The organism is Helicobacter jaachi, from assembly GCF_000763135.2.
Classification (GTDB): domain Bacteria; phylum Campylobacterota; class Campylobacteria; order Campylobacterales; family Helicobacteraceae; genus Helicobacter_C; species Helicobacter_C jaachi.
In genome coordinates, this window is sequence record NZ_JRPR02000010.1 from 1 (window position 1) to 15,074 (window position 15,074).

Below are 15,074 nucleotides of genomic sequence, written 5' to 3' on the forward strand. Positions count from 1 at the left end.
CAGAATTTGCAAGCTCTATAAGCCTTTTTTGCGCACTTTTAGGAGTATTTATAAAAATGAAGTTATAATCTCATTTTTTTATTCCCCGTGGATTCTATATTTCCGCGCTATTGCTTTTTGACAAAAGCCGCGCGCATCTTACAAAATGTTAGATTCTATAAACTACTGCTTAAGGTTAAGGAGCGTGTTTAGAATCTGGTCTGATGTGGTTACAGCCTTTGAGTTAGCCTGAAAGCCCCGCTGCACCACGATGAGTTGCGTCAAACTGCGGCTTAAATCCACATTACTCATCTCAAGCTTTGAGCCGCTCACACCACCTCTACGCCCTGTATTTGCCGCACCAATCATAGGCTCACCAGAGTTTCCTGTCTGTGAAAAGACATTCCCGCCCTCTGCTTGCAAGCCTGTGTTGTTGGCAAAGTTAGCCAAAGCCACTTGAGCAAGCGCGATAGAGCGTCCATTACTAAACGCACCTAGTAGCGAGCCATTTGAGTCAAAGCGGATATCCATTAAGTCGCCCGCTTGATAGCCATTTTGATTAATCGCATAGGTTTCAGAGATTTTATCCACACTTGTTAAGCCGCCAAAGCTCTCATTTGCACCAAATTTAAGCTCAAGCCTTTGAGGTCCTTTGCTGCCATTTTTGGGGTCAAAGTGCAGCACAGGTGGATTCATACCTGAAAGCGAACCATCGCTATTAAATGTCGCGCGCCCTCCTTCAAAGACATTAGGCTTAGTCGCCGAGCCACCCACAAACTGCGCAGGCTCTGGCACTACTGCTCTAAAGCTCCATATCGCATCGCCTGTTTTCCAAAACTCAAAGCGGATATTATGCTTACTACCCAAACTATCGACAATATCCACACTTGTGGCGTGCGTGGCTTTGACCATTTTGCCTGTATTCACAGCCGAGCCGCCCTCAATGAGTGAAGCGGTATTAAGCGCTTTCATTGTTTCTTTGAAAAGCACATTGTTAGTTACATTATCCGAAAAGTGGCTTGTTACATACAAGCTAAGGTTGCGCTGCTCATCATCTGCATCATCATTATTGATAATCTCAAACATACCCCAGCGATTAAGCGTTACGCCCACAGAAGCGGTGCTTTCTTGGTAAGTTTTTTCAGGATTTTTAATCATATTGGCATCATATTGAATAAGTGCGCGCAAATCCTCTGTCGTCCTAAACTGCCCAGTAGTAGAATCTGCATCTTCAGATTTTGTATAGCGGTATCTAAAGGCTGTAATATCCTCCTCACCCTTAACAAAATTTTGAAATACGCCCGTTCCATTAGCTGTAATGCGCACATTTTTCACTTTCTCACCGCCGTCCATTTGATTGCGGTTTTCAATCCTTAATTGTCCCGCATCGACATATGCGCTCACGCCTGTTTTATCGCGCAATGAATTAATAGCATTTTGTGCCGCCACAATGGAGCTAACCCCCGTAATCGCAGAATTATTAGAAAAGCTCACTTGTTCACCATTAATGCCTATGGTGCTTACATCACTAGTTGCCACTGTGTCATGCTTAATCATAGCTGTTTTGTAGCTTAGCCAAATGCCTTGATTTTCATTAAGTGAAAATGCATCGCCATCATCATTAAATAGCACGCCCATATCCTCACCCACTTGCATAAGCACACCACGAGAATCATAGAGCGGACTAATCCCATCAGCTGCCGTTCTTGCAGTAGAATCTAGTGCTGCAACTTCTTGCATTTGCTCTATATGTCGCCCAGCATTAAGGTTAGCACGCAGAGTAATAGTCTTTGTCGCGCGCGCAGGCATTACCATACCTGGGTCTATTTGGATATTTCTCACAGGTCCTGTATTATCCACCCTAAAGAAGTCAAAATCACTCATTGTGCCAGATTCTGCAGCCTCAAGTGGTGGGCGCACCCAGCCTTGCACGACATATCCGCCAGTGGTTACAAGATTTCCATTCGCATCAAACAAAAACTCACCATTACGCGTATAATTATGCGTCGTGCCTCTATCGGGAGAAATGATAAAAAATCCATCGCCCTCAATAGCAATATCTGTTTTTACATCAGTATTTTGCGTATTTCCTTGTGAAAAAACCTTTGTAGTCGCATCAATCCCAACACCCAAGCCGATTGAGAAGTCATTTTGCCCTCCTAGCCCATTTTTGTAAGGCGAAGTCGCGATGAGTTTAATTTGCGAAAGCATATCCACAAAAGATGCCCTCGAGTATTTAAAACCAACTGTATTCACATTGGCAATGTTGTTACTCTCCACATCAAGCGCGATTTGGTGCGCCTGCATACCGCTAACACCTGACCATAAAGACCTTAACATATTTAATCCTTTCTCTTAGAATCTGCGATATTCATCGCAAAGGTATAAGCAATAGATATTCCAAATTTTAATTATTTTGCTCCAAAAATTTAAAAAATATAATTTTTTGCCGATATGGGCGCGAAATAGTGCGCTTATGCTAAAATACATAAAAAATATAAAGGTAGTTAGGAATGATTTATCTCGCACAGTGCGATAGCACCGCAGGATTGTTAAGCCGCGATGCTCGCGCGCTTAATATATGCAAAAGCGCACCCGCGCATAAAGCTCTCCTTATAGAATCTAGCTCGCTTAGCACGCTAAAGCGCCTTATCCGCGTGCCTAATAAATATAAACATCTTATCCGCAAATCTAGGCTAAAGACTTTTATCTACCCCAATGCAAAGGCTATAAGGCTTGTGCAGGATAAATGGCATTTACGATTTTTATCCGCACATAGGGCGCTGTATTCGACTTCGGCAAATCTAAGTGGGCAGCATTTTAATAAACAATGGGCTTTAAAAGCCTGTGATGTCGTGGTGTATGATAAAAGGGGATTATCCCAAAAGGCTAGCTCAAAAATTTATAAAATTAATAATTACAGGATTCAAAGGAGGCGCTAATGCGTGTGGATAAATTTCTAAGCAGTGTCAATATCCTAAAGCGCCGCTCAATCGCGCAAGATATGTGCGATGAAGGCGTGGTGAGCATCAATAATAAAAAAGTCAAATCTAGCAAAGAAGTGCGTGTGGGGGATATTATCCGCTTGCACTACCTTGAATATACAAAAATTTATGAGGTGCTAGCCCTCCCCACGACAAAAACCATTCCTAAATCTCAAAGTAGCCAATATTTTAGGGAAATTTTTGAATAAATTAGGTATTACTCACTGAGCGTCTGCTAACTCTACTTGCTTTGAGTGTGCGCGTGTGTCGGGCAATTTGAGAAAGCCACTTGGCGCAATGTGGAAACTATAAAGTTTTAGCGCCTAGATAATCCTGCAAAGGATAGGCTTTATAAATGCTGCTTTTTTGAATGCTCCTAATTGCCTCAAGTGCCATTTGCGCGGCTGAAAGCGTAGTGAAATAAGGAATAGCATTTTTAATAATTTGTGTGCGAATAAGCTGGGTGTCGTCCTTATTAGAATGCTTATCGCTTGTGTTAATAGCAAGGCTAATTTGCTTATTTGTCATACTATCAATGATATTTGGTCGCCCCTCGCTCACTTTAAGGATATGTTTTGCTGCAATGCCATGCTCGCGCAAAATGCGGCAAGTCCCCTCTGTAGCACAAATTGAGAAGCCAAGCTCACTCAAACCACGCGCGAGTTTAACGCCCTCTTTTTTATCAATATTAGCCAATGACAAGAATACTTCTCCTGCCGTGGGCAAGGCATTTTTGCATGCTAGCTGGCTTTTAGCAAATGCAATGGCAAAGTTTGCGCCTATGCCCATAACTTCGCCTGTGCTTTTCATCTCTGGTCCTAAAAGCAGGTCCGCTCCTGGCAGTTTATTAAAAGGGAACACGCTCTCTTTTACGCTTGAGTAATGTAGCCTTTTATGCGTATAAATCTTAGAATCTATTTGCGTTACAACGCTGTATTTGTCATAGAATCTTAGTGCCTCTAACAATATAGAATCTAGATTCTGTAATGTTGAATTAAACATAACTCTTGTCGCAACCTTTGCTAGTGGCATTCCGGTAGCCTTGCTAACAAATGGCACACTACGGCTTGCACGCGGATTTACTTCTATCACATAAAGTTCATTTTGATATATCGCATACTGCACATTCATTAGCCCCACCACGCCTAGACTAAGAGCGATTTTAGCGGTAGTCTGCGTGATTTCATCTAGCATTTTAGGCGAAATATGCACACTAGGCAGGCAGCTCGCCGAGTCGCCACTATGAATCCCTGCCTCCTCAATATGCTCCATAATACCGCCGATATACACGCTGCTGCCATCGCTCACGCAATCAACATCAAGCTCGATAGCATACTCAAGGAATTTATCAATCAGCACAGGGCTATTCTCACTCACACGCAAAACCTCGTCCATGTAGAGTTTCAGCTCCTCATTATCCTGCACTATCCGCATAGCCCGCCCGCCCAAAACATAGCTAGGACGCACAAGCACGGGGAAGCCTATGTCATTTGCCTTTGCAAAGGCTTGTTCTTTATCAAATGCAATGCCGTTTTTTGGCTGTTTTAGCTCTAGCTTTGCGATGAATTTTGCGAACTTTTCTCTATCCTCGGCGATGTCGATTACTTTCGCGCTTGTGCCGATGATTTTTGCGTTTGTCTTGGTTAGCAAATGGGCGAGTTTCAAGGGCGTTTGCCCGCCAAAATGCACGATTATCCCGCTTGGCTTTTCACGCTCCACGACAGCGCGCACATGCTCAAAGTCGATAGGCTCAAAATATAGCACATCGCTAATGTCATAATCCGTGCTAATCGTCTCTGGATTGCAGTTATACATTATGCTTTTCGCGCCTAAGTCTTTAAGGGCGAAGCTTGCATGCACGCAGCAATAATCGAATTCTATGCCTTGACCGATGCGATTTGGACCACCGCCTATTATTAGAATCTTAGATTCTGTAGAATCTATAGAATCTTTAGAATCTAGATTCTGTATTTTCTCATAATCACCAATCGTGGAGTATAGATACGACGTAAGAGATGGAAACTCCGCACTACATGTATCCACTTCGCAATACTGCGCTACTACGCCAAGAGCCAAGCGTGCCTGATACACTTCGCTTTCAGTTATCTCTATCCCCTCATTTTGCTCTAGCCAATATGCTAGATTTTTATCGCTAAAGCCATAACTTTTAAGGCGACGCATTAAGGCGGCATTTTGCAAAATCTCGCTTGTGATTAGATTCTCAGCCTCTACAATCTCGCGTATTTCATTCAAAAACCACTTATCAATGCCACAAATCTCATGTATAGAATCTACATTTAGCCCAAGCCCAAAGCCCTCCGCAATATACAGCAGGCGCGAAGCGTTTGGACGGCGGATTTCACGCTTTATAGAATCTAAATCAGTGGAGATTCTATTAAAGCCAAAAAGGGCGCACTCAAGGCTACACAACGCCTTTTGCAGCGACTCCTTAAAAGTGCCGCCAATCGCCATCACTTCGCCAATAGACTTCATACTCGTGCTAAGTGTGCTATCCGCCTTAGGAAACTTCTCAAAAGTAAATCGCGGAATCTTCGTAACGATATAATCAATGCTAGGCTCAAAGCTAGCAGGCGTGCCGGTCATATCATTTGTGATTTCATCTAATGTGAAGCCCACGGCAAGAAGTGTGGCAACTTTTGCGATAGGATAGCCAGTAGCCTTACTCGCTAGAGCGGAGCTACGCGATACACGCGGATTCATCTCAATTACGGTCATTCGCCCATTTTTTGGATTTATGGCAAACTGCACATTAGAGCCGCCCGTATCTACGCCGATTTCTCGCAAGATTTTAAAAGAAGCATCGCGCATTCGCTGATACTCTTTATCAGTGAGAGTAAGTGCGGGGGCGATAGTGATAGAATCTCCCGTATGCACGCCCATAGGGTCAAGATTCTCAATGCTACACACGATTATGCAGTTATCATTTTTATCGCGGATAACCTCCATTTCATACTCTTTCCAGCCAAGCAGCGACTCCTCGATTAGAATCTCATTTATGGGAGACGCCTGCAAGCCGTTTTTCGCCAAAGACTTAAACTCATCGATATTGTACGCCACGCCGCTGCCCCCACCTGCAAGGGTGTAGCTCGCTCGAATTATAAGCGGAAAGCCTATAGTTTCTGCCGCGCTCAAAGCCTCCTCTTCGCTATATGCGTAAGCAGACTTAGGCAAATCCATACCAATTTTTATCATCGCCTCCTTAAACGCCTGTCTATCCTCGCCCTTTTTTATTGCCGCAGGCTTTGCACCAAGGAATTCGATGCCTTCTAGCATACCGCTCTCATACATTTGCATCGCCACATTTAACGCAGTTTGCCCGCCCATTGTGGGCAGTATCGCATCGATTTTTTCTTTTTTAATGATGTCAGCGATGATTGCAGGCTCGATAGGCTCGATATAAGTGCTATCAGCAAAATCTGGGTCAGTCATAATCGTCGCAGGATTTGAATTTACTAGCACGACTTTATAGCCAAGACTTTTAAGCGTCCTAATCGCCTGTGTGCCACTATAATCAAACTCGCACGCCTGCCCTATGACAATAGGACCACTGCCTATCAATAAAATTGTTTTAATATCACTTCGCCGTGGCATATTTATCCTTTATGGTGTTTGAGTGGAAATTTTACATAAAAGGTGCTTAAAACTAGGCAGGGATTAAAATATAATTGTCTTATTGCCATGCACAAAGATTCTATCCTCCAAAGCAAGATTGAGTGCGCGAGCAAGCACAATCTTTTCAATATCACGCCCTGCGCGCTGCATATCCTGCCATGAATAGCTATGATTAATATGAATCACATCTTGCGTGATAATGGGTCCCTCATCAAGATGTTCATTCACAAAATGTGCTGTTGCGCCAATAAGCTTCACGCCGCGTTCATAGGCTTGTTTGTATGGATTAGCGCCAATGAAAGCAGGCAAAAAACTATGATGAATGTTAATAATATTATGCCCAAAATGCTGCGTGAAATGCGGCGATAGAATCCGCATATACTTAGCAAGGATAAGATAATGGCACTTAAGTGGCAAAATAGCCTCTAAAAGCCTGCTTTCATGCGCTTCTCGCGTGAGATTCCCCACAGGAATATGCATAAATGGGATATGAAATTTATCTGCTAAGGGCTTTAGAATCTCATAATTACTAATAATTGCCTCAATATGCGCATTAAGCTCACCGCTATCGTGCCGCAAGAGCAAATCACCAACGCAGTGGTTTTCCTTTGTGCAAAGCAAAATAATGCGCTTTTTCTCCACAGGCTGGATTTTGACTATGCTTTGCTCTGTGAGAGCGGCTTTGAGCTTATCTGCTAGGATTGTATCCTCCACATATCCGCGCGTATGTGTGCGCATAAAAAAATGTTCATGCTCCCTATCGACATACTCATCATTGCGCTCGATATTAAGCCCAAGCTCATACAACACCGATGAAATATGATAAATAAGTCCCTTTTTATCGGGTGTGCTAATGAGAATAACGCGCTGTGCAGGCATAAAATCTACACTCACAAGCTTGCTTTTAGCATAGGTGCAGCAAGAGATAGAATCTTTGCGCTTGCAGATTCTAAAATACTATCAATATAGGCTTCAAATTTGTCTTTTTTAAGCCACACTGCATTTTCAACGCCACTTTGCTTTTTTAGCTCTACAATAGCCTCCTCCATAGAGCCTACATTGTCAATAAGTCCTAATTGCAAAGCCTTTTTGGCAGAAAACACCTTGCCTTCTGCAAAATCGTGATAATCCTTGCTCGCTAGATTCTGTCTTGCTTGTATTACATCTTGCCAAAAGAGCGTGTATTGCTCTTGTAATAAATCCTCAAGAAACGCCCTCTCCGCCGCGCTCCATTGACGCGTCATCGTGCCTATTTCCTTATACGCGCCTGCTTTAATACCCTGCTCACTAATGCCAATTTTTCTCATAAGCTCCTCTATGTTTATGCCGCTAAAAATAACGCCTATAGAGCCTAAAAGTGCGCCACGATTAGCATAAATCTTATGAGCATACATACCCGCGTAGTAACTTCCACTAGCCATTGAGCCTTGCACATAGGCAATTACTGGCATTTTTGTAGCAAGTGCTTTTACCATATCAGCTATTTCAATACTTGCTCCCACTGCCCCACCGGGCGAATCAATAATAAGCAGCACACCTTTAATATTATCATTTTTAGTAATATGCTCTATTTGCGCGGCAAATTTTTCACTTTCATAAATAGGCATAGTGAGGTAGAGTTTGGCGAGATTTGGGGGATTTACCTCCTCGCCATTATCGCCAGAAAACACAATAAACAACACAACAAACAAAAACACCAACGCCTTAAAATATTTATTAATAAAATCAAGCGGCGCAGTGAAAATACGGCAAATATTGCGCAAATCGTCCATAGTCCTTAATCACTCCTTGAAACTTATAGCGCAGATTCTATAAGGAATATAGAATCTAACCTTAAAAAATAAGTTGATAGATGCTTTAAGCAGCTATAACTTTATACTTTAGGCGTCGCAGGGCAATTCACTTGCCCGAAGATAAGATGCGCGCGGCTTTTGTCAAAAAGCAATAGCGCGGAAATTTATAGAATCTAGCGCACATATGTTTTAAAGCACCTCACGCAATCTTAAAGTGCGGCAATACACTCAATCTCTACGAGCGCATTTTTGGGGAGTGTTTTGACTGCAACGGTGCTTCTAGCAGGCTTGTGCGTGTCAAAATAGTATGCATAGACTTCATTAAGGGCATTAAAATGCTCCATATCGCTCAAAAATACGCTTGTTTTAATCACTTTGCGCAAACTGCTGCCGCTAGATTCTAAAATGGCTTTAATATTTTCAAGCACCTGCGTAGCTTGAGCCACAATATCACCTTGTATAAAATCACCTTGCGGCGTAAGGGCAATCTGCCCTGAAGTGTAGATTAAACCATTGTGTATGCAGGCTTGCGAATATGGTCCTATGGCTTGAGGAGCGTTGTCAGTGCTAACAAATGAAAGAGATTGCATAAAAAATCCTTTGAAAAATAAAAAATTGGCTATAATTTTAGCAATAAAGTCTAAATCATTATTTTTTAAGATTTTATAAATTAGCTTTGTAAGGAGTGCAAATGCGTTTGATATTAGCTTGTATGGGGATTATGGTGGCTGTGGCGAGTGCATTAGCAGATAATGTGGTGCTAGATTTTGAGACTATTAAGCGCATTGAGCTTAATCTTAAGCCCAACCAAACCTTAATGATTGACCATAAAAGAGGCGTGTTGCTTGGCATTATGGAAATAAGCGCTAATGGTGCAGTAAAAAGGCTGCCTATACCGCCTGAACTGCTAGGCAAAACAGAGGCTGATATAATGGGCGGCACAAAAAGCCTCTATGACAAGGAAACAAGCCATTTTGGCAATGCCCAAACAACTATTTATTACAAAAACATTAAAGGCAAGGCAAAAACACCCACAGGCAAGGAAAAAGGCGCAGAAGATACTAAGGCTGGCTTAAAGCAACGCGAGGGCGAGCATGAGTGGGATAAAAGTAAAATCATTTACGAGCAGCAAGAACAAACACTTGATATACTGCGCTAGAGTAGCTTTAGGCATTGCTATTTAAGCGTTGCTTGTGTTTAAATACCGCTCTTTTTTGTTGATTTTAATCTAGCCTCGATGCCTTTAACCCCTGTAGCTTCACCACCCATAAGGGCTTGGGTATGTTCTTTTAGCTTTTGCATATAATCTTGCGGAGCGATAGAATCTTGAGCTAATGCTGCAATAAAGCGCACAAAATAGCTTCCTGCGACAATAATAGCCACCTTGCCCGATAAAGCAGCCACCTGCTCATATGAATTTATCCCAAAGCCAAGCGCGATAGGCTTTTTGCAATATTTGCGGACAAATTTTAGCCACTCAAAAAGTGTGTCATCAATATGCGTCTTTGCTCCAGTAGTGCCTGAACGCGCCACTACATACACAAGCTCATCACTTATGCGCGCGATTTTTTTGATACGCGAGGGCTTTGCCTTTGGCGCGATGAGTGAGATAATGCGTATTTTATGTTTTTTGGCAAAAATGCGCAATTTTTCATCGCAATCTATGGGCAAATCAGGCACTATAAGCGCCCATACACCGCATTCTTTAGCCTCTTTAATAAAATTTTCAATCCCATAATGATAAATAAGATTGGCATAAGTCATAATGATAAGTCGTGTTTGCTGCTGCTTAGGCTGCGTGTGTAAAAGGCGCGTAGAAAGCGCGCGCAGCAGCTCAAAGCCTTGAGTAACTTTAAAGCCTTGCATTATGCTTTGATTGCAAGCCTCCTCAATGACTATTCCATCAGCATTTGGGTCAGAAAATGGAAACTGCACTTCAAGATAGCTCGCTCCCGCATACGCAATACCAAGTGCGGCATACATACTTGCCTCAAAGTTTGGATAGCCAGCGATGATATGTCCCATAAGACGCGGCTTTGTGTATATGCTCATAAAAACCTCCAAAGCTATACAAAAAGTAAGAAAATTGCCCATTGTATCGCAATTTGTTTGAAAAACACTTGATTTTAAAGTGAGGCTAATAGATTTTTTCTTACAATCCTTGCTATTTTTTATCATTTGCAAAGAGGTGTATATGGCAAAGACAATGTTTATAGAATCTAAAAATGGCTATTTTGGCGAGACAAGGGGAAAGGGCTGCGCCTTTGGCGGGCAGTATGTGCCAGAAATTTTACTCCCAGCACTAAAGGAGCTAGAAAAGGCATATCATGGCGTTTTTAGAAGTAAGGTCTATAAGAAGGAGTTAAAACTTTTACTAAAGCATTTTGTAGGACGCCCAACGCCTCTTATTTATGCAAAAAATGCCTCAAATATCCTAAAAAATGATATTTATCTCAAATTTGAGGGGCTAGCTAACACAGGTGCGCATAAAATCAATAATGCGCTAGGGCAAGTGCTTTTAGCCAAATATATGGGTAAAAAGCGCGTGATTGCTGAGACGGGTGCGGGGCAGCATGGGCTTGCTACTGCTGCAGCTTGTGCGCGTCTAGGCTTAGCGTGCGAAATTTTTATGGGAGAAATTGATGTAGCAAGGCAGCGTCCAAATGTCTTTAATATGGAGCTATTTGGCGCAAAAGTGCATAGCGTTAAAAATGGTAGCAAAACCTTAAAAGATGCTGTAAATGAGGCGTTAAGAGAATGGAGCAAGAGCAGTGAAGATACATTTTATGTGCTAGGAAGCGCGCTTGGTCCTTATCCATATCCTGATATTGTGCGGGATTTGCAAAGTGTAATTAGCAAAGAATTAAAAAAGCAAACAAAGGCGTATTTTAGTGGCTTGCCCGATATAATGATAGCCTGCGTTGGTGGTGGTAGCAATGCTATGGGATTTTTTAGCCATTATCTTAAAAATGAAAGTGTGAAGCTCATAGGCGTTGAAGCCGGCGGCGTGGGAAGTAATGTAGGAGAAAATGCTACGCGCATAAATAATAAAAACGCTAGTGAGGGCATTGCACAAGGCTATAAAAGCATTTTTTTGCAAGATGAAGATGGGCAATTAAGCCACACGCATTCTATTTCTGCAGGACTTGATTATGCTGGGATTGGACCTCAATTAGCGCATTTGCACCAAATAGGGCGCGTAGAATTCTGCTCTGCTACAGATAGAGAAGCACTAGAGGCGCTTAGTTTTTTTGCTAAACATGAGGGCATTATCCCCGCTTTAGAATCTAGCCACGCTTTAGCGGCACTTATACGCATTTGTGCGAATTTAAAGGGTAAAAAAATCATCGTAAATGTCTCTGGCAGGGGGGATAAAGATATTTTTATCACAGCCAAAGCCCTAAATCCAAAGGAATGGAAAGCATTTTTAGAGCAAGAAGCCGCTTGCATTAAGGCATAGAGCGATTTTTTGCAATAAAGCATCACTCATAAAAGAATTTACATATAATTTACATAAGGGCGCGCATTGGTATTGTTTGGTTAAGTATCATTGGCGCAACAAAGTGCAATATGTGCAAAATTTATTTTTTGGGAGTTAGTTTAGGCTAAATGGAAGCATTAATACTCACACTTTTAGGCATTATTATTTTTATATTTTGCGGCGTGATTATGGGCATTATAGCCTATTCTAGAAGCGCAAACCTAAAAATTGAAGTTTTTAACCTCCAAAGGCATATAATCTCCCTTGAGGCTAAGCTCACTGCTATGCAAGAAAACCAAACTGCCAAAGACTTGGCAAGAACTCACATTATAGAATCTAGCCCTACAGAATCTAGCTCGACATCTCATCTCGCATCTAGCCCGGCTTGCACATCTCACGCAACATCACAGCCCACCACGCAGCAAAATATGCAAGTAGCGCCATCTAAGCATACTCATACCATATCAGATTCTGCGTCAGATTCTATAATGAACCCCTCGCACACAACCCCACATACGACCGCGCACGCGCCATTCCCACAAACTAAATCAAGTCAAAAAGATAGCCTCTTTAGCTTTGAGCGCATTTTTACACAAAAAGTAATGGTCTTTGTCGCGGGTATTTTCTTTATTCTGGCTGCTTTTTTCCTCATCATTTATTCGCTTGAGCATGAGCTTATAACGCCTGCTGTGCGCATTGGGCTATGCATTGGCTTTAGCTTTATGCTCATGGGCTTTGGCTTTATGCTGCATATCAACATACACGCTAAAGTGCGCAAATCTCGCGCAATCACGCTGCTAAATCGCATAACATCGCGCATATTGCCTAACTCATCGCCTAAAATCATTGATAGAATCTCCCAAACGCTCATTGGCTCGGGATTTGTCGTGCTATTTTTTAGCTTTTATGGTGGATTTAAGCTTTATGGATTTTTTGGCGCACTCACAACCTTTTGGCTGCTTGGTGTGAGTGCATTTTTAGCCCTAATAATTTGCACGCGCTTTGGCTTAATCATAGGCATTTTTGGGCTTTTAGGAGGCTTTGCCACGCCGATTTTACTTTCAAATAGCAGCTATAATGCGCCCTTTTTATTTAGCTATCTTACTTGTTTTTACTTACTAAGCTGCTATTTTGCTATCTACAAAAGTCAATCTCGCCTGCTATTGCCCATTTGCTGGCTACTTTTATGGCTTTATGTGTTTGATTTTGTCTTAAGACAAGATTATACGCTAGGCGCTAGAATCTTATGCTTTATGCTTATTTTTATGATGTTTATAAGCAGTCTTTTTATGCTCACGCGGCTAGATTCTAAAAATACAGAATCTAGCATACTTTTCAATCCCTACTTTTACTGCTTTATGATTTGCGCGTTTGTAAGCCTTGTGCCATTTAGTTTATATTTAATTTCATTTGCTGGTAAACTTGGTGGCTTAGAATACGCCTTCTTAGCGCTTTTGTGCATTATCACACTGCTTTTACCACGCCTAAAATACTGGAATAGGCATATTGGCGAAAAACTCCTAAGCAGCGGCATTATTTTTAGTTTTTGCCTTATGTTTATTACGCTCATTGGCGCAAATGCGTATTTTGGCACATTAAGCGTATTTGTCTTGCTTTTTGTCATTGGCATTTTGGGCAATTTCTTTATAAGCGCGCACAAAATATGGTATCTCTGGCTGCTTTTTGGCGTTATCTTAGGCTATGTGGGATTAGAGTATGTTTATTCATATAATAATCCCACCTCGCTTAATGTGATAGCATTTACTATAGTGGCAGATTATAGCCCTGCAAGCCTATGCTTTTTTGCGCTTTTAATTTTTACATACCACTACATCGCCGCGCGCCCACAATATAGGGCAAAAAATATAAAAATTGATGCATTATTATGGCTTTTGTGCGCTATAAGCCTCATACTTTTATCAACCTATCACATCGAAAATGCACTTTTAGTAAAAATACTCAATTGGTATCATCTCAAAGTATATGCCCTCCCAGCGCTTTTATGTGCGCTATATGCTACTCTTGGTAAAGGTGCGCGCATAGGGCGTATAAGCCTTTTAGAGCGCGATATTGCGGGCTTTATGTATATTATCTTCTTTGTGGCTTTTGTGGAGTTTATTTACACAGATTTGTCAAGCAGTGAGTGCTTTGCTTTCTTTTTAGGTGTGCCAGAGAAATTAGCGCAGCTTAGCACAATGGAGCTTATTTTATACGCGCTTTCACTTATGTTTAGCCTGTGGATTCTAAGAAAGAAAGATTTTAGATATAAATCTGTCTTTTTTGGCGCTATGTTTTTTGTGCTTTTAGTCGTGTATATTATTCTTTTCCAAGCCCTGCTGTATGATGTGAGCGCTTATTTGCACATACGACTTTTAGAGCAGTATTCACACTACCCTATCTCCATACTTTGCATAGGTTTGTGCTTAAAATACCTGCCCTCTTTGCGCGATAGAATCTACGCTAAAGCCCTAGATTCTATAAATCACACTTTAAAATATGCTTTTAGTATGGCATTTGGCGTGTTTTTAGCAAAATTCATACTTGATTTGTGCTGCTTTTTACTGCTAGTTTTAAGCTCTCATAGCATAGCATTTACAAGCACTTTTGATGTCATAAGCGCTTTTGTGTGGATACTCTTTGGCGTAGGCGCGGCAATGTGCGCGCTATGGTGGCTGTGTGATAAAACACTATGGCTTATAAACATGCCTCAATCTACTTTTAACATACTTAAGCGCGCGCAAGAAATAATTATTTTTATATTACTTTTAGGCTTCATTGTGATTTTTGTTAATGGCGTGAGCTTTATTTTCACACACACGCAAGTGGATTTAATCTTTGCTAGATTCTATCCTGTGAGCTTTTCGCAAATGAATTGGCTAGAGGTATATGCGTATTCGTTTGCATTTGTGTTTATGGGCGTGGTGCTGCTTATTTTATGCCTTAAAAAAGATATAAAAATATTTAGATTCTATTCTTTGGGGCTTTTTATCATCGCGGCTTTAAAAGTATTTTTCATTGATGCTAGCTCATTTAGCAGCATAGCAAAAATTATTTTATTTTTGGTCATGGGCGTGGTGTTTTTGGGCGTGTCTTTGGTGTATTCAAAATTTATTTTTCATAATAAAACTTAAAATATATTTAAAATCAGCGCACCATATTTAAGCAAATTTGCCATAATATCACCGCTTTAAAGATGAAATGCTT

The 15,074-nt window shown here is 41.4% G+C and carries 11 protein-coding genes; 5 read left to right on the forward strand and 6 right to left on the reverse strand.

Annotated elements, in window-relative coordinates:
* Positions 1-162: 162 nt before the first annotated feature.
* A complete protein-coding gene (gene flgE / locus LS71_RS08440; protein ID WP_034355275.1) occupies positions 163-2,319 on the reverse strand; it encodes a flagellar hook protein FlgE in 2,157 nt (718 codons plus the stop codon).
* A gap of 173 nt (positions 2,320-2,492) precedes the next feature.
* Here flgE and LS71_RS08445 point away from each other — a divergent pair, with 173 nt between their 5' ends.
* On the forward strand, positions 2,493-2,921 hold the full coding sequence (locus LS71_RS08445; RefSeq protein WP_034355272.1) for an L-threonylcarbamoyladenylate synthase: 429 nt from the start codon (positions 2,493-2,495) through the stop codon (positions 2,919-2,921).
* On the forward strand, positions 2,921-3,172 hold the full coding sequence (locus LS71_RS08450; protein ID WP_034355268.1) for an RNA-binding S4 domain-containing protein: 252 nt from the start codon (positions 2,921-2,923) through the stop codon (positions 3,170-3,172). The genes LS71_RS08445 and LS71_RS08450 overlap by 1 nt, the downstream gene beginning before the upstream one ends.
* A gap of 97 nt (positions 3,173-3,269) precedes the next feature.
* Here LS71_RS08450 and carB read toward each other — a convergent pair whose 3' ends face one another.
* The 4 genes from carB to LS71_RS08470 all read right to left on the reverse strand — a co-directional run bounded on the left by carB (position 3,270) and on the right by LS71_RS08470 (position 8,979).
* Entirely contained in the window at positions 3,270-6,575 is a 3,306-nt protein-coding gene (carB, locus tag LS71_RS08455) for a carbamoyl-phosphate synthase large subunit (protein WP_034355265.1), read from the reverse strand.
* Positions 6,576-6,638: 63 nt separating this feature from the next.
* Positions 6,639-7,475 carry a formyltetrahydrofolate deformylase gene (gene purU, locus LS71_RS08460; protein ID WP_034355291.1) on the reverse strand — a complete coding sequence of 279 codons (837 nt, stop codon included), beginning with the start codon at positions 7,473-7,475 and terminating at the stop codon, positions 6,639-6,641.
* A gap of 11 nt (positions 7,476-7,486) precedes the next feature.
* On the reverse strand, positions 7,487-8,368 hold the full coding sequence (gene sppA / locus LS71_RS08465) for a signal peptide peptidase SppA (RefSeq protein ID WP_034355262.1): 882 nt from the start codon (positions 8,366-8,368) through the stop codon (positions 7,487-7,489).
* 230 nt (positions 8,369-8,598) lie between these two features.
* Positions 8,599-8,979: a RidA family protein gene (locus LS71_RS08470; protein ID WP_034355259.1), complete on the reverse strand. Its 381-nt coding sequence runs from the start codon at positions 8,977-8,979 to the stop codon at positions 8,599-8,601.
* A gap of 101 nt (positions 8,980-9,080) precedes the next feature.
* Here LS71_RS08470 and LS71_RS08475 point away from each other — a divergent pair, with 101 nt between their 5' ends.
* Positions 9,081-9,548, forward strand: coding sequence for a hypothetical protein (locus LS71_RS08475; protein ID WP_052058060.1), 468 nt, complete (start codon positions 9,081-9,083; stop codon positions 9,546-9,548).
* 38 nt (positions 9,549-9,586) lie between these two features.
* Here LS71_RS08475 and trpA read toward each other — a convergent pair whose 3' ends face one another.
* Positions 9,587-10,441 (reverse strand): tryptophan synthase subunit alpha, encoded by an 855-nt coding sequence (gene trpA, locus LS71_RS08480; protein WP_052058064.1) that lies wholly within the window; start codon positions 10,439-10,441, stop codon positions 9,587-9,589.
* A gap of 142 nt (positions 10,442-10,583) precedes the next feature.
* On the opposite strand from trpA, the gene trpB reads away from it, so the two are divergent.
* Positions 10,584-11,849: a tryptophan synthase subunit beta gene (trpB, locus tag LS71_RS08485; protein WP_034355285.1), complete on the forward strand. Its 1,266-nt coding sequence runs from the start codon at positions 10,584-10,586 to the stop codon at positions 11,847-11,849.
* Between the two features lie 149 nt (positions 11,850-11,998).
* Positions 11,999-15,001, forward strand: coding sequence for a DUF2339 domain-containing protein (locus LS71_RS08490; protein ID WP_034355256.1), 3,003 nt, complete (start codon positions 11,999-12,001; stop codon positions 14,999-15,001).
* The last annotated feature ends 73 nt before the right edge of the window (positions 15,002-15,074 follow it).

What these genes read in the sequence shown, in the direction of transcription:
- flgE (WP_034355275.1), bottom strand. Translation starts at nt 2,319, where the DNA reads ATGTTAAGGTCTTTATGGTCAGGTGTTAGCGGTATGCAGGCGCACCAA.
- LS71_RS08445 (WP_034355272.1), top strand. Translation starts at nt 2,493, where the DNA reads ATGATTTATCTCGCACAGTGCGATAGCACCGCAGGATTGTTAAGCCGC.
- LS71_RS08450 (WP_034355268.1), top strand. Translation starts at nt 2,921, where the DNA reads ATGCGTGTGGATAAATTTCTAAGCAGTGTCAATATCCTAAAGCGCCGC.
- carB (WP_034355265.1), bottom strand. Translation starts at nt 6,575, where the DNA reads ATGCCACGGCGAAGTGATATTAAAACAATTTTATTGATAGGCAGTGGT.
- purU (WP_034355291.1), bottom strand. Translation starts at nt 7,475, where the DNA reads ATGCCTGCACAGCGCGTTATTCTCATTAGCACACCCGATAAAAAGGGA.
- sppA (WP_034355262.1), bottom strand. Translation starts at nt 8,368, where the DNA reads ATGGACGATTTGCGCAATATTTGCCGTATTTTCACTGCGCCGCTTGAT.
- LS71_RS08470 (WP_034355259.1), bottom strand. Translation starts at nt 8,979, where the DNA reads ATGCAATCTCTTTCATTTGTTAGCACTGACAACGCTCCTCAAGCCATA.
- LS71_RS08475 (WP_052058060.1), top strand. Translation starts at nt 9,081, where the DNA reads ATGCGTTTGATATTAGCTTGTATGGGGATTATGGTGGCTGTGGCGAGT.
- trpA (WP_052058064.1), bottom strand. Translation starts at nt 10,441, where the DNA reads ATGAGCATATACACAAAGCCGCGTCTTATGGGACATATCATCGCTGGC.
- trpB (WP_034355285.1), top strand. Translation starts at nt 10,584, where the DNA reads ATGGCAAAGACAATGTTTATAGAATCTAAAAATGGCTATTTTGGCGAG.
- LS71_RS08490 (WP_034355256.1), top strand. Translation starts at nt 11,999, where the DNA reads ATGGAAGCATTAATACTCACACTTTTAGGCATTATTATTTTTATATTT.